This window comes from Klebsiella sp. AqSCr (assembly GCF_008452795.1).
In the GTDB taxonomy this organism is placed as follows: Bacteria; Pseudomonadota; Gammaproteobacteria; order Enterobacterales; family Enterobacteriaceae; genus Klebsiella; species Klebsiella pneumoniae.
This window is the reverse complement of record NZ_MJDM01000008.1, coordinates 15,488-36,544: the sequence shown is the minus strand read 5'-3', so window position 1 is coordinate 36,544 and position 21,057 is coordinate 15,488. Positions and strand designations below refer to the sequence as shown.

Genomic DNA, 21,057 nt, shown 5'->3' with positions numbered 1-21,057 from the left:
CCTGGTTGCAGTGGAATATCAGAGCTTACCGGAATAATGCCAACGTAAATAGCGCAGCAGACGGAACTGTCTTTTGATACGGCTCGGCTGCAAAAGCAGGCGATAGAACCACTCCAGCCCCAGATCCTGCCAGAACTTCGGCGCCCGATGGACGTGCCCGGTAAAAACATCGTAAGTGCCGCCGACGCCCATATACAGCGCGTGCGGATACAGGCGCCGGCAGTCGCGCATGAAGATCTCCTGGCGCGGCGACCCCATCGCGACGGTGACGATTTTCGCCCCGCTGTCGCGAATGCGTTCGAACAATGCCTGGCGTTGCTCAGGGGTGAAATAACCGTCCTGGCTGCCGACGATGTTCACCTGCCAGCGCTGACGCAGCCTGGATTCTGTCTGCGCCAGGACCTCAGGTTTACCACCAACCAAAAACACCGGTGTCCCTTCAGCGCCGGCGCGCTGCATTAACGCTTCCCAGAGATCGGCCCCGGCGACGCGGGATACCTGGGCCTGCGGGTATTTTTTGCGCAGCGAACGCACCACGCTGATGCCATCGGCATATTTAAACTCCGCCGCCTCAATCAGCGCCCGTACCTCCGGGTTATCCTCTACGGCCAGCATTTTCTCAGCATTAATGGCTACCAGCGTCCCCTCCCGGAGCGCGCCGTCGGCAAACAAATAATCCAGAGCGTGCTGCATATCGCGCCAGCCTATGAGCTGCAGCCCTCTTAACAGGTACAACGGCGCGGAAATGGTCCCAGTCATGTCCATCCTTCTCAGACTTGCGGTTGCGAAAGCGGTTTTACGCGCTTATGAATCAGTCCCACGCTATCCAGGAACCAGTACAGCAGTTTCGCCGCCAGCAAGCAGATACCAAAGATCACGAGGAAAAACACCACGCGGGAGCCGAACGAATCCAGCCCCTCGCGCGCCAGCACTATCATGTTGAAGATAGCGCCGAAACAGAAACTGTGCAGGATAGCCGCTTTATAGCGATTGCTCTCCCGGTTGCCCAGCTCATACAGCCAGTCGAACCATTTAATAATCAACCCTACCGCCACGGCGCCCAGCGGTACGAACCAGACGCCGCCCATCACCACCAGCGAGCCAATCAGCGTCGGCGAGATCGCCAGCCCCGAATGGTTGTTTAATACTTCCCAGGTAAAGTAGTTGGCGGTATTGAGCACCATCGTCGGGCGACCGTGCCACAGCCAGCTGGGGATAAAGACGTAGAAGTCGCGGATCATCGGCGCCAGACCCTGGAAATCGATCTTGTCGTAGTTCTGCAGCAGCAGCGCCAGGTTCTCCCACGGTGAGAAGGTGTCGCGCGTGAGATACAGAAAGGTATAAAACGCTTCGTCGCCGCTGACGTTCATCCCGTAGCGCTTCAGCGCCAGCCAGAACATGCCGACAATACCCAGCACACCCGCCGCCGCCAGCATCCACAGGCTGATCCAGCCGCGAATAATACCGATGAACAGAAAGATGGCGAAAGCGATGATAATATTGGCGCGCGTCCCGCCGACGATGGCGTAGGTCAGCAAACCAAAGGCCACCGTGCTGACGAGGAAGAAGATCCACGCCTTATAATCCTGGCGCAGAAAATAGACCACCAGCATCGCCGGAATAAAGAAGTAAAAGAAGCGCTTCAACGCCACGCCGGACACTTCAGCAGAGAAAATCTGGCTGTAGGAGTTGAGCTTAAACAGCAGGAAACCGTTGTGGGCGAAGAAGATGCCGACGCACAGCAGCGCCAGCCCCATCAAAATGCCCCACGCCAGATGGGTTTCCACCCGGTTCATGGTAAACAGCGGGCGATGCGCAACCTCACGCGATGCCGAACGCAGCCGCGTTTTATAGGTCACGTAGTAGACTGCGTAGAAGCACACCGCGATCAGCAGCGTCTGCAGCAAAATCTCCGGCGGCGCCACGCTGACGTCAAAGCGGAACACCAGAATACTGGTCAGCGGGAAGCCGAAGAAAAAGGTCAGCAGAAACAGCAACGAGAAAAAAACGTTGAAGTTAAAGCGTACCCGACGGAACTCAAACCAGGTGGCGGTGGCGATGAACAGCGTCGACAGTAGCCAGACCACCAGCAGCCCGCTAAATTGCATTAACGTCATGCCTGCCCCTCCGCCGCTAACCGTAGCGCCCGCCGCCAGCCCGTCAGATAGTTCGGCCGGAAGAAGGCGATAGCGGATTTATCCACGCTCGCCAGCTGACGCTGCGCTTCGCGCACCACGCTGACGTCCAGTGCGTCGCTGGTGAACAGCACCGGCACATGCTGCTCGGCCATATCCTGCCAGAACGGGTTTTCCCGATTGAGCACGCAGGGTATGCCCGCCTGAATCAGCAGACACAGGGTGCCGATCCCCTGCTGGCGGGCAAACAGAAAATAGCCCAGATCGCAGCGGCGCAGCAGCGCCAGATAATCATGAAACTCCAGCTTCTCGCTGAGGATCTGCAGATGCTCACCGCTAAACAGCGCCGCCCCCGCCTCGCGAACCTCATTGATATAGGCGTCGTTTTTCGCTGGATAGCCCATCGGCACGATGACGTTTACCGTATCGCCAAACTGCTGATGGATTGCCTTCAGCGCGGCAATATGTTCATTGCTGCGATCCCCGGAGTTGCCGACCAGAATAGTCAGGGTATCACCGCGCGGAGCGTTATCGGCCAGGGTATTCAGCGCCGGATCCATACGGGTCGGGAAGTAGAGCAGCTCGCCCGGGACGCGCGGATGGCGGTTAGCGAACCAGCTGAGATCGCCGCGGGTGGCGAAAACGCGCCCTACCCGCCCCTGCGCCATACGGCGCAGCGGATAGAACAGGCGAAACTTCAGGCTGGCAGAATTTTCATACAGATCCGCCCCCCAGATATGCCAGTTAAACTGCGACGGGCGGATGCCGCCGCTCAACAGCGCCAGCCACAGCCCGGTATTGAACTGGCCGTGGAAGAAAAAGCGCTGCTGGCGGTTGGCTTTCGCGGTAGCAATCACTGCCTGCGCCAGCGATTTCTTCCCCGGATAGCAGGTGATGTCCAGCGCCGGATACCCATCACGCACGCAGGCCTCATCACCGACGATCATAAATCTCCTGGCCTGCGGGTCGGCGGCCAGTTCGTCGTTAAAGAACCGCAGTACGGTCTGGTTATGATGCGGGATATCCGATCCCAGTACATGTATCAGTGCTGTCATGCCCGTTTACGCCAGAGTAAAAACACGCCACTACAAAGGGCGAAATAAACAATATAAGTGGCCATATATGCCTGCGCCGCGCCAACCGCGCCGTGCGCCGGTATAAGCCAGTGTGAGAATGTGGTCAGCAGTGCGAACTGGCTGATTTCCGTCAGAATATAAAAACGCAGCGACGCTTTGGCGATCACCAGATAGCCATAGACGTAGGCGCCTACTTTTAAAACGTCGCCCACCAGCTGCCAGGCAAACAGGTCACGCATCGCGGTAAAGCGATCGGAAAACAGCAGCCAGATGGCAAAATCGCGCAGCAGCCAGACCGTCAGGCTCGCCGCCGCTACTGCCGGCAGGACGAATTTCAGCGACTTGACTATCTCGTGGGTGATATCCGTTTTGGCGCTCAGCCGCGACAGCGTCGGCAGCAGATAGACGCTAAACGAGGCGGTAATAAACTGCAGGTAGGCATCGGAGATGCTGCTAACCCCCTGCCAGATCCCGACCGCCTCCCAGCCGTAATGCGCCGCCAGCAGATTACGCATCATCACATAGGCTACCGGCAGGGTCACCGAGGTTATCAGCGCCATCAGGGTAAATTTCGATAGCTGTCCCGTCAGACCGTTATCCCAGCGCGGACGCAGGGCGCTCAGCGGGATATTACCCCGCCGCCAGAGCATAATACCCGCCGGGACCACCACCAGCGCTGGAACTAACGCCAGCCCCAGCAGCGCGCCCTGATAGCCGCCCAACACGTAGCAAGCATAGTAAGCCGCCACGCCGATCAGGCTCCCGGCAATCAGCGAGAAGGCGTTACCCGCCGCATCGCGAAAGCCTTTCATCAGCGCCAGCAGGAAATTCGCCCAGGCGATCCCCATCTGCACCAGCGCCACCAGGCGTACCAGCCCCTGATAGTGCGTATGGCCGAACAGCCCCTGGCTTATCGGCGCCGCCGCCAGTAAAAATACCAGCGCCAGCAGGGTGGAAAAGCCAAGCACCATCGCCGACGAGGTGCCCACCACCTGCTTCAGGCGCGGGGGATCGTCGTGATGCTGCGCCACCAGCTTCGTGACGCCATTAAATATCCCGGCCCCGGCCAGCACGCCGAGTACGGTGACCAGTTGCCGGAAGTTACCGGCCTGGCCAACGCCCGCCGGCCCAAACGAGACGGCCAGCAGCTTGACGACCAGCAGACCGGCGCCGATTTTGACCAGCGTCGATGCCGCCGTCCACAGTGAGGCTTTTGCTAACGACATATCAGGAGAAGTAGCTCAGCAGCGAGTTAATCACCGTCCGCTGGTTCACCACAGACAGATTGTAAAACAGCGGCAGGCGTACCAGACGCTCGCTCTCCTGAGTGGTGTAGCGGTCTTCACCGCGGAATTCGCCGAACTGTTCGCCTGCCGGGCAGCTGTGCAGGGGAATGTAATGGAATACCGCGAGGATCTCCGCCTCTTTCAGCCAGGCGATCAGTCTGCTGCGATCCTCGATATCGCGCAGCTTAATGTAGAACATGTGGGCGTTTTGCCCGCAGTCGGCCGGAACCGTCGGCAGTTCGATACGCCCGGCGCGCGCCAGCGGCAGCAGCGCATCATAGTAGTTCTGCCACAGGGCCAGGCGCTGCTGGTTGATGCGCTCCGCCGCTTCCAGCTGCGCCCACAGATAGGCGGCCTGCAGGTCGGACATCAGATAGCTGGAGCCAATGTCCCGCCAGGTATATTTATCCACCAGGCCGCGAAAGAACTGGCTGCGGTTGGTGCCTTTTTCGCGAATAATCTCCGCGCGTTCCACCAGCGTGCGATCGTTGATCAGCGTCGCCCCGCCCTCACCGCCGGCGGTGTAGTTTTTGGTTTCATGGAAGCTGAAGCAGCCGATATGGCCGATGGTGCCCAGCGCGCGCCCCTTGTAGGTGGACATCACCCCCTGCGCGGCGTCTTCCACCACAAACAGGTTGTATTTGTCGGCGATGGCCATGATGGTGTCCATCTCGCAGGCTACGCCGGCATAATGCACCGGGACAATCGCCCGGGTTTTATCGGTGATGGCGGCTTCGATGAGCGTTTCGTCGATATTCATCGTATCGCGACGGATATCAACGAAGACGATTTTCGCCCCACGCAGCACAAAGGCGTTGGCGGTGGAGACAAAGGTATAGCTGGGCATAATCACTTCGTCGCCCGGCTGGATATCCAGCAGCAGCGCGGCCATCTCCAGCGAAGCCGTGCAGGAAGGGGTCAGTAGCGCTTTTGCCGTGCCAAATCGCTGCTCCATCCACTGCTGGCAGCGGCGCGTAAAGCCGCCGTCGCCGCACAGCTTGCCGCTGTTCATCGCAGACTGCATGTAATCAAGCTCGGTTCCAACCACCGGCGGCGCGTTAAATGGGATCATGGGGGTCACCTGTATAGCCAGTAGGCGGTGCTTTCCACGTTAGCACCGCTGAGAATATAACGTTTAAGCGCGGCGGTGTTGCCCATCTGGGTCGCCACCCGCAGTGTAGAAAGTCCGCGCGAGGCGGCCCAGTACCGCGCCGCCTGCATCAACTGCGCCCCGGCGCCGCGTCCGGCCAGCAGGCCGATACGCGCTTCGGTCGCAGTGATCTGCCGCAGGGAGACAAAGGCGCGAATATCGCCCTCAGGATGGCGGTAAATCAGGCACTGATGATCGAAGGTGCCGCGCACCGCATTTTCAATCCACTGGGCATAGAAGCGGCCGCTAGCGTCGGCAGCGTACCAGGGCGCGCGAAAGCGGCTCATGGCAAATGCCTGCGCCGCCTGCTCGCGCAGCGGCGCAATATCCGCTTCCACGGCGACGTCTGCGCCGGCATCTGCAGGGCTGCCCACCGGCAGCGCCAGATCGACCTCACCTTCCACCAGCTGAAAACCCAGCCGCTGCAGCGCGTCCAGCCGGACGGTGTCGCTGGCGGCGATCTTCGCCTGCACTCGCGACCACCCCGCCAGCGCCTCAGGCGTCAGCCGCGGCGCGTGCTCGTCAAAGCGCACGATCGCGCTGTTCACGGCAAAGAAGCGGTTCTCCCACTCCAGGGGGTCAATACTGGCGCGGACGGGCACGGAGCAGATCCAGCAGATATTGGCCGTAGCCGGTTTTTTCCAGCCGCTTCGCCGCACGTTTGACGCCGTCGTCGTCCAGCCAGCCGTTACGCCAGCCGATCTCTTCCAGACAGGCGATTTTAAAGCCCTGGCGCTTCTCGACGGTCTGCACGAACATGCTGGCCTCGATCAGGCTATCGTGGGTGCCGGTGTCCAGCCAGGCAAAGCCGCGTCCAAGCAGTTCGACAGTCAATGCGCCATCCTCCAGATACATCTGGTTGATGGAGGTGATTTCCAGCTCGCCGCGCTCGGATGGTTTGACCCGTTTGGCATACTCCGTCACCTTGCCATCGTAGAAATAGAGACCGGTGACCGCCCAGTTCGACTTCGGCTGCTTCGGCTTCTCTTCCAGCGATAGCGCACGGAAGTTATCATCAAACTCCACCACGCCAAAGCGCTCAGGATCCATCACCTGATAGCCAAAAATCGTCGCCCCTTCCGTGCGGGCAGCGACGCTGCGCAGCTTCGGGCTAAAGCTTTGGCCGAAGAAGATATTGTCGCCTAACACCAGACACGCCGGTTCGCCGTTAAGAAAGGCTTCGCCGATGATAAACGCCTGGGCTAAACCATCCGGCGTCGGCTGTACGGCATAGTGCAGCGCAATGCCAAACTCTGAGCCATCGCCGAGCAGGCGCTGGAAATCACGTAGGTCGTCCGGCGTGGTGATAATCAGGATCTCACGGATCCCGGCCAGCATTAATACCGACAGCGGGTAGTAGATCATCGGCTTATCGTAGATCGGCAACAGCTGCTTCGATACGCCGCGGGTGATGGGATGTAGCCGCGTTCCGGAACCGCCCGCCAGAATAATACCTTTCATCATTCCCCCCAGAGATGATTAGCTTTGCAGCCCAAGACGCTCGCCCTGATAGCTTCCGTCCTGAACCTGACGCCACCAGGCCTCGTTCGCCAGATACCACGCCACGGTCTTACGCATACCGGAGGTGAAAGTCTCTGCCGGCGTCCAGCCCAGCTCGCGGGCAATCTTCGAGGCATCAATGGCATAGCGCAGATCGTGGCCCGGACGATCGGCAACGAAGGCGATCAGATCGCGATAGTGCGCCACGCCTTGCGGCTTATCCGGCGCCAGCTCTTCCAGCAGCTGACAAATGGTTTCCACCACCTCGATATTTTTACGTTCGTTATGACCGCCGATATTGTAAGTTTCGCCCGGTTCGCCGCGGGTCGCCACCAGATACAGCGCTCTGGCGTGATCTTCCACGTACAGCCAGTCGCGGATCTGTTGTCCATTGCCATACACCGGCAGCGGCTTGCCCGCCAGCGCGTTAAGGATCGTCAGCGGGATCAGCTTTTCGGGAAAGTGATACGGGCCGTAGTTATTTGAGCAGTTGGTGATAAGCGTCGGCAGGCCATAGGTTCGCAGCCAGGCGCGCACCAGGTGGTCGCTGCTGGCTTTCGAAGCCGAATAGGGGCTGCTTGGCGCATAGGGCGTGGTCTCGGTAAAGAAATCATCGCTGCCGTGCAGATCGCCATACACTTCATCGGTGGAGATGTGATGGAAGCGAAACGCCGATTTTTGCGCCGTAGCCAGGGTATTCCACCAGCTACGGGCCGCCTCCAGCAGCGTATAGGTGCCCACGATATTGGTCTCGATAAACGCCGCCGGGCCGTCAATCGAACGATCGACATGGCTTTCCGCCGCCAGGTGCATCACCGTATCCGGTTGATGCTGACGAAAAATGCGATCCAGCTCGGCGCGGTCGCAGATATCCACCTGTTCAAAGGCGAAACGCGCATCCTGCGCCACCGGCGCCAGCGACATTAAATTGCCGGCGTAGGTCAGTTTATCCACCACCACCACGCGATCGGCGGTGTGCTGGATAATCTCCCGCACTACCGCCGAACCAATGAAGCCCGCGCCGCCGGTGACCAGAATGGTTCTCACCGCCACACTCCTTTGGTGTCGACGATAAACGCCTGGGTGACGCTATCGCCGCTAACGGCTTTAAATTGGTTATGATCGACCAACATCACCAACACATCGGCGCTGGCCAGCGCCGCCTCAAGGGTCGCCAGCGTACACAGTCCATCGAGTTTCTTCGGCAGCGCGTGAATGTTGGGCTCAACCACCTGGGTCGTGCCGCTGTGCCAGCGGGCAATCTGCGCGGCAATTTCCATCGCCGGACTTTCGCGCAGGTCGTCAATATTCGGTTTAAAAGCGAGGCCAAAACAGGCGATCGTCAGTTCGCTGGCCCGCTTGTTGGTGGCATTCAGGCAGTCCGCCACCTGCGCTTTCACCTGTTCGATAACCCATTCCGGCTTGTGGTCGTTGACCTCGCGAGCGGTGCGGATCAGACGCGCCTGCTGCGGGTTTTGCGCCACGATAAACCATGGGTCGACGGCGATACAGTGGCCGCCAACACCCGGGCCCGGCTGCAGGATATTGACGCGCGGATGGCGGTTCGCCAGGCGGATCAGCTCCCAGACGTTAATCCCCTGGTCGGCGCAAATCAGCGACAGCTCGTTGGCAAAAGCGATGTTGACGTCGCGGAAGCTGTTTTCCGTCAGCTTGCACATCTCGGCGGTGCGCGAGTTGGTCACCACGCATTCGCCTTCAAGGAAGATTTTATACAGCTCGCTGGCGCGAGCGGAGCAGACCGGCGACATGCCGCCGATAACGCGGTCGTTTTTAATCAGCTCGACCATCACCTGACCGGGCAATACCCGCTCCGGGCAGTAGGCGATATTCACGTCCGCCGCTTCACCCACCTGCTGGGGGAAGCTAAGATCCGGGCGCATCTCCGCCAGCCACTCGGCCATCTGTTCGGTCGACCCGACCGGCGAAGTGGACTCGAGGATCACCAGCGACCCTTTCTTTAACGTCGGCGCAATAGATTTGGCGGCCGACTCGACAAACACCATATCCGGCTCGTGGCGATCTTTAAACGGCGTCGGCACGGCAATCAGGTAAGCATCCGCCTCCACCGGGGTGGTGGTGGCGCTTAAATACCCCTGCTCGACCGCGGTCTTCACCACGCTCGCCAGATCTGGCTCCACGATATGAATCTCTCCACGGTTAATGGTCTCCACGGCATGTTGATTAACATCAACGCCGACCACCCGCTTCTGCCGGGAGGCGAACGCGGCAGCGGTTGGCAGCCCGATATAGCCAAGGCCAATCACTGAAATGGTAGAAAAACTCATAGCGTTACCTGATTATTTTTAAGTGCAGACAAAATGCGACGACATGCTTCGCCATCGCCATAGGGATTATGCGCGCGGCTCATCGCCTGGTATGCAGCATCATCCTCCAGCAGTCGCGTCACTTCCGCGACGATGCGCTGGCTGTCGGTGCCCACCAGACACACGGTGCCGGCGGCCACCGCTTCCGGACGTTCGGTCATATCGCGCATGACCAGCACCGGCTTACCCAGCGAGGGGGCCTCTTCCTGAATGCCGCCGGAATCGGTCAGGATCAGCCAGGCGCGATCCATCAGCCAGACGAACGGCAGGTAATCCTGCGGTTCAATCAACATCACATTGTCAATATGACCAAGAATACGATTCACCGGCTCGCTGACATTAGGATTCAGGTGAACCGGATAGACAATCTGCACCTCAGGGTGGGTATGGGCTATCTCGGCCAGCGCCTGGCAGATCTGTTCAAAACCGAGCCCAAAGCTTTCCCGCCGGTGGCCGGTAACCAGAATCATCTTTTTACCGTGGCTGATGAAAGGATAGCGCTGCAGCAGGGTCTCCCGTAGCGCTTCATCACCCAGCACCCGATCCCGCACCCAGAACAGGGCGTCAATGACCGTATTCCCGGTAACCGTGATCCGACTGTCGGCAATATTTTCCCGCAGCAGGTTCTGCCGCGAGGTTTCCGTGGGGGCGAAATGGTATGTCGCCAGATGGCCGGTCAACGTACGGTTGCCTTCTTCCGGCCACGGCGAACTTAAATCGCCGGTGCGCAGGCCGGCCTCTACGTGACCCACCGGTATCCGCTGGTAAAACGCCGCCAGGCTCGCCGCCATGGTGGTGGTGGTATCGCCATGCACCAGCACCACGTCGGGTTTAAACGACTCCAGCACCGGCTTCAGCCCTTCAAGGATGCGACAGGTGATCTCGGTCAGCCCCTGCCCCGGCTTCATGATGTTGAGATCGTAGTCCGGGACAATAGAGAAAAGTTTCAACACCTGATCGAGCATCTCCCGATGCTGCGCGGTCACGCATACTTTCGCCTCAAAATGAGGATCCTTTGCCAGCGCATGGACCAGAGGCGCCATCTTGATGGCTTCCGGCCTCGTGCCAAATACAGTTAGTACTTTCACATCGATTCTCTTCGATTAGGCGATGAAGGTCATCTGCCCTTCACCACAGGCCGCAATCACAGGACACGACGACGCGATAACGCCACGCCTGCGCCGATGAGCGCACCCACAATCCCCCACATCACCATCAGAAATACACGGCGCGGGCTATCGCGTTTTACAGGTTCTTCCGGCGTCCGCAAATACCGGTAAGTCTGAAAACGCGGATCTAACGTTGGACCGACGTTCAACGTGCTCAGCATGGCGCGGTTCTGGTCGTAATCGAGGTCATATTCCGGCCCGACGGCCTGCAGGTTTTCCAGCCTGGCCTGCAGCATCGGCCTGCCCAATAAAAATAGCTCTGAATCCGGCAACTGATCGGCAGGAACATCCGTTTCGCTACGTGAAATATTGTGCTGCTGAGCCACCTTCAGCGCCTGCTCCACGCTGTGCGTCCGGCGGTTGAAGATGGCCTCGGCCACCTCTTCCTGGCGCTTCACCTGCGCCTTCATCTGCACCGTCCGCGCCGCCCAGGCGCCTTTAAGTTCGTCGTTAAGATGGCCTGCCGCCCGCTGGCTGGCGAAGGCCACATACTGACGCAACAGATTATTGGCATCCTGCCCGGTCTCGGCGGTCAGTTTGACGCTGTCGTTAATGCTCTTGGCCGCATCGCCTGGCATAAACTGGATATTGTTAATCAGGTCATCCAGCATCGCCGCATCAGCGCGGGCATTACCCGACTGACGCTGCTTGTAGTAGTCCGTTTGCAGCCAGAAATCGCGCCGGGTATCCCAGGAGGCCAGCTGCATGATGAACTCTTTATACGCTTCATCCATGGCGGAAGGCTGGTCGACCGAGGCGAGGTCGGCTTTAATGTCCAGATTGCGTAAGAACTGCTGTTGGGAATAGTATCCCCCCAACATATTGACAGTAGGCCGATCGGTGATCGCCGTGGCGCTCCACTCCTGGCGAGCAAAGAAGGTGTACACCAGCACGATGGCGGCGAAGAGTACGGCGCCGCCGACTATCCAGCCTTTTCCTGCCCATAAAGCGCGAAACAGCCCGCGAATATCCAGCTCGTTCTCAACGTTCACTGCTTGTGCTCCCGGTAATGGTTGAGTCATCACATCCCCAGCTCTACTTGGTTAGTTTCGGATTATTGCCGCTGTGTCGCCGAATTCTGCGTCTGATGCGCTTAACCAGGCGCGCCACTTTCCAGGCGCGCTTAATACAGTAGCCATAAAGAAAGAAGGCTACCAAAAAGAGAATTAACATCACCCATTCCGGCACAATGCGGGTGTACTCCGCCACGACGCCAACCAGCGCCAGCAGGGCGGCGGCCAGGGTAATCAGGACAAACGCCTGGCGGGAAGTAAACCCGGCGCGCATGATCAAATGATGAATATGCTGACGGTCCGGTGAGAAAGGACTCATGCCTTTGCGCAGGCGGCGATACATAATCGCCACCATGTCCATCAGCGGGATAGCGATAATCCACAGCGCGGTCACCGGGCTAATGGGATGCGTTTTACCTTGCGTGGTTTCCAGCAGGATCCAGATGATGGTGAAGCCAATCATCGTGCTGCCGGCGTCACCCATAAAGACTTTATAGCGGCGGCCGAGGGCGCCAAGATTGAGAAGAATATAGGGTAGAATGGCGGCGATCATCGCGAAACACCACATCGCCAGGCTGTACTGACCATCAAACCAAAGGATAATCCCGGTCGCCGCAAAAGAGACCGATGACAGTCCGCCGAGCAGGCCGTCGATACCATCGACCATGTTGAACGCATTGATAGCGGCCCAGACGGCAAACAGCGTCAGGAAGAAGCCGAAGGGCCCCAGCACCAGTTCCCACGAGCCAAAAATAAAGCCCAAACTACTCAGATGCAGATTCCCTGCCATCATCATAATCACGGCGATCGCGGCCTGAATGACCGCGCGAATTTTCACGCTGATGTCGAAGCGATCGTCAAGCGCGCCAACCAGCACCAATACCCCCGCGCAGGCCAGATACAGCGAGGCGTGAGGAATATAATAATCGGCGATGGCGAAAGTGAAACAGATACCTGCATAAACTGAGATACCACCGACCAACGGAATCAACCCCTGATGCCGTTTGCGATAGTTGGGTTTATCCACTAACCCGATCTTTTTTGCCACTTTCCGCGCGACAAAAATAAAGAGGGTCGTGAATAAGAAAATACTGATTAATTCAGTAATAGCAGTGAGTAAATTCACAACGCATGTGCTCTCAGCATAGTTAATCCGGGAAGTATAGCGATGATGCCCCAACTCCAGAAGGGGAAAAGCAGAACATTACAAATTTATTGTATAGATTTTAGTCTGTTAAAGCTGTCTCCGCCTGCTATCCGGCGCCATTATACGACAACTTTCGTCCCGCTTTCTCTGTCTCTGGATCATACAAACCCAAAAATGAAAACGCCACGCAAAGGCGTGGCGTTTTTGGCTTTTTTTACCTTACGAGCGCTTCATCATATCGAAGAAGTCATCATTCGTCTTGGTCATTGCCAGCTTATTGATGAGGAATTCCATCGCATCAATCTCACCCATCGGATGGATAATTTTGCGCAGGATCCACATTTTCTGCAGCTCTTCCTGAGTGGTAAGCAGCTCTTCTTTACGGGTACCGGAACGGTTGTAGTCGATAGCCGGGAAGACGCGTTTTTCAGCAATCTTACGAGAGAGGTGCAGTTCCATGTTACCGGTGCCTTTAAACTCTTCGTAGATAACTTCGTCCATTTTGGAACCGGTGTCGATCAGCGCCGTGGCGATGATGGTCAGGCTACCGCCCTCCTCGACGTTACGTGCCGCACCAAAGAAACGCTTCGGACGGTGCAGGGCGTTGGCGTCCACACCACCGGTCAACACTTTACCGGAAGCCGGAACCACGGTGTTGTAGGCACGCGCCAGACGGGTAATAGAGTCGAGCAGGATGATAACGTCTTTCTTGTGTTCAACCAGACGTTTCGCTTTCTCAATAACCATCTCGGCAACCTGCACGTGACGCGATGCCGGCTCGTCAAAGGTGGAAGCAACCACTTCACCTTTCACCAGACGCTGCATCTCGGTCACTTCTTCCGGACGTTCGTCGATCAGCAGTACCATCAGGACACAGTCCGGGTGGTTGTATGCGATGCTCTGCGCGATGTTCTGCAGCAGCATGGTTTTACCGGCTTTCGGCGGCGCGACGATGAGGCCACGCTGGCCGCGGCCAATCGGGGAGGCCAGATCCAGTACGCGAGCGGTTAAGTCTTCGGTAGAACCGTTACCACGCTCCATACGCAGGCGAGAGTTCGCGTGCAGCGGCGTTAAGTTCTCGAACAGGATCTTGTTACGCGCGTTTTCCGGCTTGTCGTAGTTAACTTCGTTAACTTTCAGCAGCGCAAAGTAACGTTCACCCTCTTTCGGAGGACGAATCTTACCGGAAATGGTGTCACCAGTGCGGAGGTTGAAACGGCGGATTTGGCTGGGGGATACGTAGATGTCGTCAGGGCCGGCGAGGTAGGAGCTGTCTGCGGAGCGGAGGAATCCAAATCCATCCTGCAGTATCTCCAGTACGCCGTCGCCAAAGATATCTTCGCCACTCTTCGAATGCTGCTTGAGGATGGCAAAAATAATATCCTGCTTACGCATACGAGCCAGGTTTTCCAGCCCCATATTTTCGCCGAGAGTAATCAGCTCAGAAACCGGCGTATTCTTTAATTCGGTAAGATTCATAGTGGTGTGGGTTCTTAAACTCGGGGTAAATCTCGAACTTAATGTTGTGAATGGTATGGCAGGAACTTCCATGCCTGTTAACGGCCTTCATCTCGTGTCTGTACGTTGCCTGGTCACAGGAAAGAACGCAGAACTGAAACGACTAGACGGAATGAGTGAAAAGCCCGGAATTATTAGCTTCACGCGCATTTATGCGGGATGCTTCGGGTAAAACAAGATTCAAACAAGGTATGTTTAAAACGAAGTCTGTGGATTAACTTAGCACGACTCCAGCCGGGCGTCCAGAGTTCCGCAAAAAATAGGAATCTGGACGCCGGAACAGCAATTCGCTTACGCCAGGTTAGCGTCGAGGAACTCTTTCAGCTGACCCTTGGACAGTGCGCCAACTTTAGTGGCCGCCACTTCGCCGTTTTTAAACAGCAGCAGGGTTGGGATACCGCGAATGCCGTATTTCGGCGCAGTGCCCGGGTTCTGGTCAATGTTCAGCTTAGCTACGGTCAGTTTGCCCTGATACTCTTCAGCGATCTCATCCAGAATCGGGGCGATCATTTTGCACGGACCACACCACTCTGCCCAGAAATCGACGAGGGTCAGCCCGTCAGCCTTGAGTACGTCCGTGTCAAAACTGTCGTCAGTCAGGTGAATAATTTTATCGCTCATATTTAACTCCACAGGAATAAGCCTGGTGTGTTGGTGTCGTAGCCATCAACGACGCGCTGCGGCTACGTTATGCACGCTATTCTTCAGGATACCTCAATTCTCTGGCCTGCCAACTGGCGCAATCCATCATGGACTCGCCTGTTGACGCCAGGGTGCCCGAACGCGAACTGCATGCTGCAGATTTATCGCTCCCGACTCGCTTAGTAGTCTAAGCTATCCTGGATTCGTTCAGTTACCGTAGACGTACCTTGAATAATTTCGTACACCGCCAACGAAAGGTTGACGTTATTTCACCGGATACGCTTTCTTAATGCAATAGTTAGCTGATATTCTACCACACTATGAGCAAAACACATTTAACAGAACAGAAGTTTTCCGACTTCGCCCTGCACCCGGCAGTCATTGAAGCCCTTGAAAAGAAAGGGTTTCATAATTGCACACCCATTCAGGCCCTCGCCCTTCCGCTGACGCTGGAAGGCCGCGATGTCGCCGGGCAGGCGCAAACCGGTACCGGTAAAACGATGGCGTTCCTGACGTCAACGTTTCATTATCTTCTCTCTCACCCGGCTATCGCCGATCGCCAGGTTAACCAACCGCGCGCGCTGATTATGGCGCCGACGCGTGAACTGGCGGTACAGATCCACGCCGACGCTGAGCCACTGGCGCAGGCCACCGGTCTGAAGCTGGGTCTGGCTTACGGCGGCGACGGCTACGATAAGCAGTTGAAAGTGCTGGAAAGCGGCGTCGATATTCTGATCGGCACCACTGGTCGTCTGATCGATTACGCGAAGCAGAACCACATTAACCTCGGCGCCATTCAGGTTGTCGTGCTGGACGAAGCCGATCGCATGTACGATCTCGGCTTTATTAAAGATATCCGCTGGCTGTTCCGCCGCATGCCGCCGGCCACTCAGCGCCTGAACATGCTGTTCTCCGCGACCCTTTCTTATCGCGTCCGCGAACTGGCGTTCGAACAAATGAATAACGCCGAGTACGTTGAAGTCGAGCCGGAACAGAAAACGGGCCACCGTATTAAAGAAGAGCTCTTCTACCCGTCCAACGAAGAAAAAATGCGCCTGCTGCAGACGCTGCTGGAAGAAGAGTGGCCCGATCGCGCCATCGTTTTCGCCAATACCAAGCACCGTTGCGAAGATATCTGGGGCCATCTCGCCGCCGACGGCCATCGCGTAGGTCTGCTGACCGGCGACGTGGCGCAGAAAAAACGTCTGCGCATTCTCGAAGAATTTACCCGTGGCGACCTCGATATTCTGGTCGCGACCGATGTTGCCGCCCGTGGCTTACATATTCCGGCCGTGACTCACGTCTTTAACTACGATCTGCCGGACGACTGCGAAGATTACGTTCACCGCATCGGCCGTACCGGTCGCGCTGGCGCCAGCGGTCACTCCATTAGCCTCGCCTGCGAAGAGTATGCGCTGAATCTGCCGGCGATCGAAACCTATATTGGTCACTCAATTCCGGTCAGTAAGTACAACCCGGACGCGCTGATGACCGACCTGCCTAAGCCGCTGCGTCTGACCCGTGCGCGCCCAGGCAACGGCCCGCGCCGTAACGGTCCACCGCGCAATCGTCGTCGTTCAGGTTAAGAGATCTATGCCATACGCTCAGTCATTCAGAATCTGCCAGGGCGACCTTCCTCTGGCGACCCGCTCAGTGATGTGGATCGGGCCTAAGCGCCCCGCCGACCAGGGAGCCTTCTGAACGATGAAGAGCATGAGCTCCACCTCGCTATATGCCGCCATTGATTTGGGCTCTAATAGTTTCCATATGTTGGTGGTGCGCGAGGTGGCGGGCAGCATCCAGACGCTGAGCCGCATTAAGCGTAAGGTTCGACTGGCCGCCGGCCTGAATAGCGACAACACCCTCTCCGCAGAAGCGATGGAACGGGGCTGGCAGTGCTTACGCCTGTTTGCCGAGCGCCTGCAGGATATTCCGCCGACGCAAATCCGCGTCGTGGCCACCGCCACGCTGCGTCTTGCCGTCAATGCGGGGGAGTTTCTGGCGAAAGCGCAGGAGATCCTCGGCACTCCAGTGCAAGTGATCAGCGGCGAAGAAGAAGCGCGCCTGATTTACCAGGGTGTCGCCCACACCACCGGCGGCGCCGATCAGCGCCTGGTGGTCGATATCGGCGGCGCCAGCACCGAGCTGGTGACCGGGACCGGCGCACAAACAACCTCGCTGTTTAGCCTGTCGATGGGCTGTGTCACCTGGCTTGAACGCTATTTTGCCGACCGTAGTCTGACGAAAGAGAATTTCGATCTCGCCGAAGCGGCTGCGCGCGAGGTGCTACTGCCCGTCGCCGATGTGCTGCGCTATCACGGATGGAAAGTGTGCGTTGGCGCCTCCGGCACCGTTCAGGCTCTGCAGGAAATTATGATGGCGCAGGGGATGGATGAACGAATCACCCTCGCCAAACTCCAGCAGCTTAAACAGCGCGCTATCCAGTGCGGACGTCTGGAAGAGCTGGAGATCGAAGGCTTAACCCTTGAGCGGGCGCTGGTGTTTCCTAGCGGGCTGGCGATCCTGATCGCTATCTTCAGCGAACTGAATATTCAGTGTATGACCCTCGCGGGCGGCGCGTTACGCGAAGGCCTGGTGTACGGCATGCTGCATCTCTCCGTTGAGCAGGACATCCGCAGCCGCACGCTGCGTAATATTCAGCGTCGTTTTATGATCGACACCGAACAGGCCCAGCGCGTCGGCGGCCTTGCCAGTCATCTGCTCAGTCAGTTGGATGGCAGCTGGGAGCTGGATCCGCTAAGCCGTGATTTACTCCTTAGCGCCTGTGCGCTGCATGAGATTGGGCTGAGCGTGGATTTTAAGCGCGCGCCGCAGCACGCCGCCTATCTGGTCAATAACCTCGACCTGCCGGGGTTTACCCCGGCGCAGAAGAAGCTGATTGCCACGCTGCTCCTTAACCAGACTAACGCTATCGACCTCTCTTCGCTTCATCAACAGAATGCCGTCCCGCCGCGGGTGGCTGAGCATCTGTGTCGTCTGCTGCGACTGGCAATCCTGTTTGCCAGCCGGCGGCGCGACGATCTGTTGCCCGCCATTCAGCTGACCGCTCAAGACGAACAACTGACGCTGATATTGCCGGGAAACTGGCTGGATGAACATCCGCTGGGTCGGGAGATGGTCGATCAGGAGTGTCAGTGGCAAAGCTACGTCCACTGGATACTTCGGGTCGCCAGCGGCGATACGCTGAAATAATATCCAGCCAGGAGGGCGGATGCGGGAAGAACTGGATTTCAAATCGCTACGCTTTTTCTCTGCGCTCTACCGCTTGGGCAATGTTTCCCCAGCAGCGGACGCGCTCGATATCAGCCAGCCCACCGGCAGCCTTTTGCTGAAAAAACTACGAGATCATTTTGCTGACCCGCTGTTTGTCCGGGTCGGGCAGCGGATGATCCCGACGCCGCGAGCGGACGCGATCGCCCCCACCATCTCGACTCTTCTCCAGCTTGCCGATAACGATTTAGCGGTCAAACCTGAATTTCTTCCCCAGCAGAGCCAGCGTAATTTTACGATCGGTATGACCGATATCAGCCAAATGACGCTGCTGCCTTTATTGCAAATTGCGCTCCAGCAGCAGGCGGCGGACGGGATCACCTTTACGGTACAGAATCTGGATGAGCAGACCCTCAACGCCCTCGAATCCGGGAAATGCGATCTCGCGATCGGCTATCTGACGCAGCTTCCGGAAAGCGTCTACCAGCAACATCTCTTCGATCAATCATATGTCTGCCTGGCTGCGGAAAACCATCCTCGCATTCGCGCACAGCTCCGCGCCGAAGACTGGCGCCAGGAAAAGCATCTGGCGATCCGCGTGGAGGGGACTGCCCATGGCGATATGGATAAGCTGCTTGATGAGCACCACATGCCCCGGCGCATTGCGCTAACGTTACCAAGTTTTTTAGGTACCGGTGAGCTGGTGGCCGAAAGCGATATGATTGCCGTCGTCCCGGAACAGGTGGCGCGGCATATCACCCGGCGCTATCCCTGCCGCAGCTGGCCGCTGCCTTTTCCCCTCGCCAAAATCGCCATCCGTCAGGTCTGGCATCAGCGGCTGCACCGCGATCCCGGACATATCTGGCTACGCTCGCTGATCGCTACGCTTGCCGATCCCGCACAGCAGAGTACTTCTATTAAAATCTAAGTAACAAAATACGCCCGTGTATTGGTTTTATTAATAACCCCTATTACGTTTGGTTTATTGCTGGTAATACGTGAAAGCTTTTATTCTCCTCGCATCAAGCCACACTGACTCATATCGCAAGGAAAATATCATGCGCGGAAAAATTGCTTTAGAAGAACACGTATCCACTCCTGAAAATAACCGTCTGTGGGATTCATCTGGTGAAGCAGGTCGTAACGGCACAGAATATATGAAAGATGTTGAACGCCGCCTGCTGGATCGCAGCATTCAGCTGGAAGAAATGGCGCAGCGTCATATTGATCATGTAATTCTTTCTCTGACTTCACCTGGCGCCCAGTCTATTTTAGATAAAGCCAAAGCCGTCTCTTTTGCCCGCGATACCAACGATTTTATCGTTGAGAATTATGTTAAGCCAAATCCGGACAAATTCAGCGCCTTCGCCACCCTGGCATTGCAGAACCCGGAAGCCGCGGCGGAAGAGCTGGAGCGCGCCGTGAAAAAGTTAGGCATGAAAGGTGCGCTGATCAACGGCTACACCAACGTTAAAGATAGCGAGCATGGCCTGTATCTTGATGACGAATCCATGCTGGTATTCTGGGATAAGGTCAACGAGCTGAACGTGCCTGTCTATCTGCATCCTCGTGAACCGCTGGAAGGCCCGGCGCGTGGCATCTATACCGGTTACGAAAGCCTGATCGGCTCTGCCTGGGGCTTCGCTCAGGAAACGGCAGTGCATGCTATTCGTCTGATGATGAGCGGTCTGTTCGATCGTTATCCTAACCTCAATATGGTGCTGGGTCACCTCGGCGAAGGGCTGGTACATATGCTGCCGCGCACTCAACATCGTCTCTATCGTCAGCGTTTCGGCTGCGGTCTGGGTAAAGCGGAAAAACCGTTAATGCACTACCTGCAGAATAACTTCATCGTTACCACCAGCGGCCATTTCAATACCCATTCACTGAATAATGCTATTGAAGTCATGGGCGCCGATCGCGTGATGTTCTCTGTCGATTATCCGTATGAAGATATTCATCAGGCCTGCGACTGGTTTGATCCTTTAGAACTTGAAGCAGGCCTGAAAGAGAAAATCGCCTGGGGTAATGCCAGCCGCGTATTTAACATTAAATAATTAATTCAAATATTTCAGGGTCTGTATATTCAGGCCCTGATTTTTATTAGGGAAAATAAATTATGGCTATAGGTATATTTGTCTGTAGCGGCTCGCTTCTCGTTGGTGCGCTGGCGGGCGCTTCACTGAATCGTTTTATTCCGGAACATTTCAAAAAAACCTTACCGTTGATCGCCGGACTGATCTCAATCAGTATGGGCATATTCTTTGTCAATAAATTGCATAACCTGCCGCCGATTGCCCTGGCTATTATTGTCGGCACGATTATCGGCGGCCTGTTGAATATTGAAAAATGGATTGAACGAGCCGGAACAACGCTGCGCAGCCCCATTGAACGTATCTTTCCGGCGCAGTCCAGCGCCAGCGTCGGTGCGGAAGATTTTATGAATCAGTTTATCGCCGTGCTGATCCTGTTCTGCGCCAGCGGTACCGGCATCTTCGGCGCCTTAACCGAAGGGATGACCGGCGACCCGACCATTCTGCTGACCAAGTCGATCCTCGACTTTTTTACTGCCGCGATTTTCGCCTCCACGCTGGGGTATATCATCACCGTGATCTTTATTCCCCAGCTGATTGTTTTCGTTATCCTGTTTTTCGCGGCAACCTTTATCATGGCGTTAATCAATCCGTCGATGATCGCCGACTTCACCGCCTGCGGCGGCATCATTATGCTGGCGACCGGTTTCCGTCTGTGCGGGATCCGTGCCTTCCCTACCGCCAATATGCTGCCCTCGCTAATACTGGTGATGCCCTTCTCCGCCGCCTGGCAGCAGTTTATCGCCTGAGAC

19 protein-coding genes are annotated in these 21,057 nt (G+C 56.9%); 5 read left to right on the top strand and 14 right to left on the bottom strand.

All coding sequences use genetic code 11. The features are described from left to right. Nucleotides 1-18 precede the first annotated feature (18 nt). The 14 genes from wecG to trxA form a co-directional block, all read right to left on the bottom strand. A complete protein-coding gene (gene wecG, locus BHE81_RS23565; protein WP_004181648.1) occupies nt 19-759 on the bottom strand; it encodes a lipopolysaccharide N-acetylmannosaminouronosyltransferase in 741 nt (246 codons plus the stop codon). 11 nt (nt 760-770) lie between these two features. Continuing rightward, complete coding sequence (wzyE, locus tag BHE81_RS23560) at nt 771-2,117, bottom strand: ECA oligosaccharide polymerase (protein WP_004186365.1); 1,347 nt, start codon at nt 2,115-2,117, stop codon at nt 771-773. Then, nucleotides 2,114-3,190, bottom strand: coding sequence for a TDP-N-acetylfucosamine:lipid II N-acetylfucosaminyltransferase (locus tag BHE81_RS23555; RefSeq protein WP_004150425.1), 1,077 nt, complete (start codon nt 3,188-3,190; stop codon nt 2,114-2,116). Before BHE81_RS23555 ends, wzyE begins: the two co-directional genes overlap by 4 nt. Beyond that, nucleotides 3,187-4,437: a lipid III flippase WzxE gene (wzxE, locus tag BHE81_RS23550; RefSeq protein ID WP_023342565.1), complete on the bottom strand. Its 1,251-nt coding sequence runs from the start codon at nt 4,435-4,437 to the stop codon at nt 3,187-3,189. The genes BHE81_RS23555 and wzxE overlap by 4 nt, the downstream gene beginning before the upstream one ends. Nucleotide 4,438: 1 nt before the next feature. Beyond that, nucleotides 4,439-5,569 carry a dTDP-4-amino-4,6-dideoxygalactose transaminase gene (gene rffA / locus BHE81_RS23545; RefSeq protein WP_002883310.1) on the bottom strand — a complete coding sequence of 377 codons (1,131 nt, stop codon included), beginning with the start codon at nt 5,567-5,569 and terminating at the stop codon, nt 4,439-4,441. A 5-nt stretch (nt 5,570-5,574) separates the two neighbouring features. Then, the gene (rffC, locus tag BHE81_RS23540) at nt 5,575-6,249 is read right to left on the bottom strand and encodes a dTDP-4-amino-4,6-dideoxy-D-galactose acyltransferase (RefSeq protein ID WP_004146507.1); all 675 of its coding nucleotides are present in this window, start codon (nt 6,247-6,249) and stop codon (nt 5,575-5,577) included. Beyond that, a complete protein-coding gene (gene rfbA, locus BHE81_RS23535) occupies nt 6,227-7,108 on the bottom strand; it encodes a glucose-1-phosphate thymidylyltransferase RfbA (protein WP_002883307.1) in 882 nt (293 codons plus the stop codon). The genes rffC and rfbA overlap by 23 nt, the downstream gene beginning before the upstream one ends. A gap of 18 nt (nt 7,109-7,126) precedes the next feature. Further along, complete coding sequence (rffG, locus tag BHE81_RS23530) at nt 7,127-8,194, bottom strand: dTDP-glucose 4,6-dehydratase (protein WP_002883303.1); 1,068 nt, start codon at nt 8,192-8,194, stop codon at nt 7,127-7,129. Further along, nucleotides 8,191-9,453 (bottom strand): UDP-N-acetyl-D-mannosamine dehydrogenase, encoded by a 1,263-nt coding sequence (wecC, locus tag BHE81_RS23525; protein WP_004186361.1) that lies wholly within the window; start codon nt 9,451-9,453, stop codon nt 8,191-8,193. The genes rffG and wecC overlap by 4 nt, the downstream gene beginning before the upstream one ends. Further along, nucleotides 9,450-10,580, bottom strand: coding sequence for a non-hydrolyzing UDP-N-acetylglucosamine 2-epimerase (gene wecB, locus BHE81_RS23520; RefSeq protein ID WP_002883297.1), 1,131 nt, complete (start codon nt 10,578-10,580; stop codon nt 9,450-9,452). Before wecB ends, wecC begins: the two co-directional genes overlap by 4 nt. Nucleotides 10,581-10,636: 56 nt before the next feature. Next, nucleotides 10,637-11,683, bottom strand: a complete 1,047-nt coding sequence (gene wzzE / locus BHE81_RS23515; protein WP_002883296.1) for an ECA polysaccharide chain length modulation protein — start codon at nt 11,681-11,683, stop codon at nt 10,637-10,639. 13 nt (nt 11,684-11,696) lie between these two features. Next, complete coding sequence (gene wecA, locus BHE81_RS23510) at nt 11,697-12,800, bottom strand: UDP-N-acetylglucosamine--undecaprenyl-phosphate N-acetylglucosaminephosphotransferase (RefSeq protein WP_002883295.1); 1,104 nt, start codon at nt 12,798-12,800, stop codon at nt 11,697-11,699. A gap of 240 nt (nt 12,801-13,040) precedes the next feature. Next, nucleotides 13,041-14,300, bottom strand: a complete 1,260-nt coding sequence (gene rho, locus BHE81_RS23505) for a transcription termination factor Rho (protein WP_002883293.1) — start codon at nt 14,298-14,300, stop codon at nt 13,041-13,043. Between the two features lie 330 nt (nt 14,301-14,630). Continuing rightward, on the bottom strand, nt 14,631-14,960 hold the full coding sequence (gene trxA, locus BHE81_RS23495) for a thioredoxin TrxA (protein WP_002883224.1): 330 nt from the start codon (nt 14,958-14,960) through the stop codon (nt 14,631-14,633). A 341-nt stretch (nt 14,961-15,301) separates the two neighbouring features. Between trxA and rhlB the strand changes: the two genes are divergently transcribed. The 5 genes from rhlB (at nt 15,302) to BHE81_RS23470 (ending at nt 21,054) form a co-directional block, all read left to right on the top strand. Then, a complete protein-coding gene (rhlB, locus tag BHE81_RS23490) occupies nt 15,302-16,567 on the top strand; it encodes an ATP-dependent RNA helicase RhlB (RefSeq protein ID WP_002883222.1) in 1,266 nt (421 codons plus the stop codon). 118 nt (nt 16,568-16,685) lie between these two features. Further along, nucleotides 16,686-18,194 carry a guanosine-5'-triphosphate,3'-diphosphate diphosphatase gene (gene gppA / locus BHE81_RS23485; RefSeq protein ID WP_004150419.1) on the top strand — a complete coding sequence of 503 codons (1,509 nt, stop codon included), beginning with the start codon at nt 16,686-16,688 and terminating at the stop codon, nt 18,192-18,194. 19 nt (nt 18,195-18,213) lie between these two features. Further along, nucleotides 18,214-19,140 carry a LysR family transcriptional regulator gene (locus BHE81_RS23480; RefSeq protein WP_002883211.1) on the top strand — a complete coding sequence of 309 codons (927 nt, stop codon included), beginning with the start codon at nt 18,214-18,216 and terminating at the stop codon, nt 19,138-19,140. 130 nt (nt 19,141-19,270) lie between these two features. Continuing rightward, a complete protein-coding gene (locus BHE81_RS23475; protein ID WP_021469958.1) occupies nt 19,271-20,269 on the top strand; it encodes an amidohydrolase family protein in 999 nt (332 codons plus the stop codon). Nucleotides 20,270-20,331: 62 nt separating this feature from the next. Then, nucleotides 20,332-21,054: a DUF554 domain-containing protein gene (locus BHE81_RS23470; RefSeq protein ID WP_002883185.1), complete on the top strand. Its 723-nt coding sequence runs from the start codon at nt 20,332-20,334 to the stop codon at nt 21,052-21,054. Nucleotides 21,055-21,057 lie beyond the last annotated feature (3 nt).

Excerpts from the sequence above, each read along its gene's own strand:
- BHE81_RS23555 (WP_004150425.1), bottom strand. The coding sequence starts at position 3,190 with ATGACAGCACTGATACATGTACTGGGATCGGATATCCCGCATCATAAC.
- rhlB (WP_002883222.1), top strand. The coding sequence starts at position 15,302 with ATGAGCAAAACACATTTAACAGAACAGAAGTTTTCCGACTTCGCCCTG.
- trxA (WP_002883224.1), bottom strand. The coding sequence starts at position 14,960 with ATGAGCGATAAAATTATTCACCTGACTGACGACAGTTTTGACACGGAC.
- wecG (WP_004181648.1), bottom strand. The coding sequence starts at position 759 with ATGACTGGGACCATTTCCGCGCCGTTGTACCTGTTAAGAGGGCTGCAG.
- BHE81_RS23470 (WP_002883185.1), top strand. The coding sequence starts at position 20,332 with ATGGCTATAGGTATATTTGTCTGTAGCGGCTCGCTTCTCGTTGGTGCG.
- rho (WP_002883293.1), bottom strand. The coding sequence starts at position 14,300 with ATGAATCTTACCGAATTAAAGAATACGCCGGTTTCTGAGCTGATTACT.
- wzzE (WP_002883296.1), bottom strand. The coding sequence starts at position 11,683 with ATGACTCAACCATTACCGGGAGCACAAGCAGTGAACGTTGAGAACGAG.
- BHE81_RS23480 (WP_002883211.1), top strand. The coding sequence starts at position 18,214 with ATGCGGGAAGAACTGGATTTCAAATCGCTACGCTTTTTCTCTGCGCTC.
- rfbA (WP_002883307.1), bottom strand. The coding sequence starts at position 7,108 with ATGAAAGGTATTATTCTGGCGGGCGGTTCCGGAACGCGGCTACATCCC.
- wecC (WP_004186361.1), bottom strand. The coding sequence starts at position 9,453 with ATGAGTTTTTCTACCATTTCAGTGATTGGCCTTGGCTATATCGGGCTG.
- wzyE (WP_004186365.1), bottom strand. The coding sequence starts at position 2,117 with ATGACGTTAATGCAATTTAGCGGGCTGCTGGTGGTCTGGCTACTGTCG.
- gppA (WP_004150419.1), top strand. The coding sequence starts at position 16,686 with ATGAAGAGCATGAGCTCCACCTCGCTATATGCCGCCATTGATTTGGGC.
- wzxE (WP_023342565.1), bottom strand. The coding sequence starts at position 4,437 with ATGTCGTTAGCAAAAGCCTCACTGTGGACGGCGGCATCGACGCTGGTC.
- rffA (WP_002883310.1), bottom strand. The coding sequence starts at position 5,569 with ATGATCCCATTTAACGCGCCGCCGGTGGTTGGAACCGAGCTTGATTAC.
- BHE81_RS23475 (WP_021469958.1), top strand. The coding sequence starts at position 19,271 with ATGCGCGGAAAAATTGCTTTAGAAGAACACGTATCCACTCCTGAAAAT.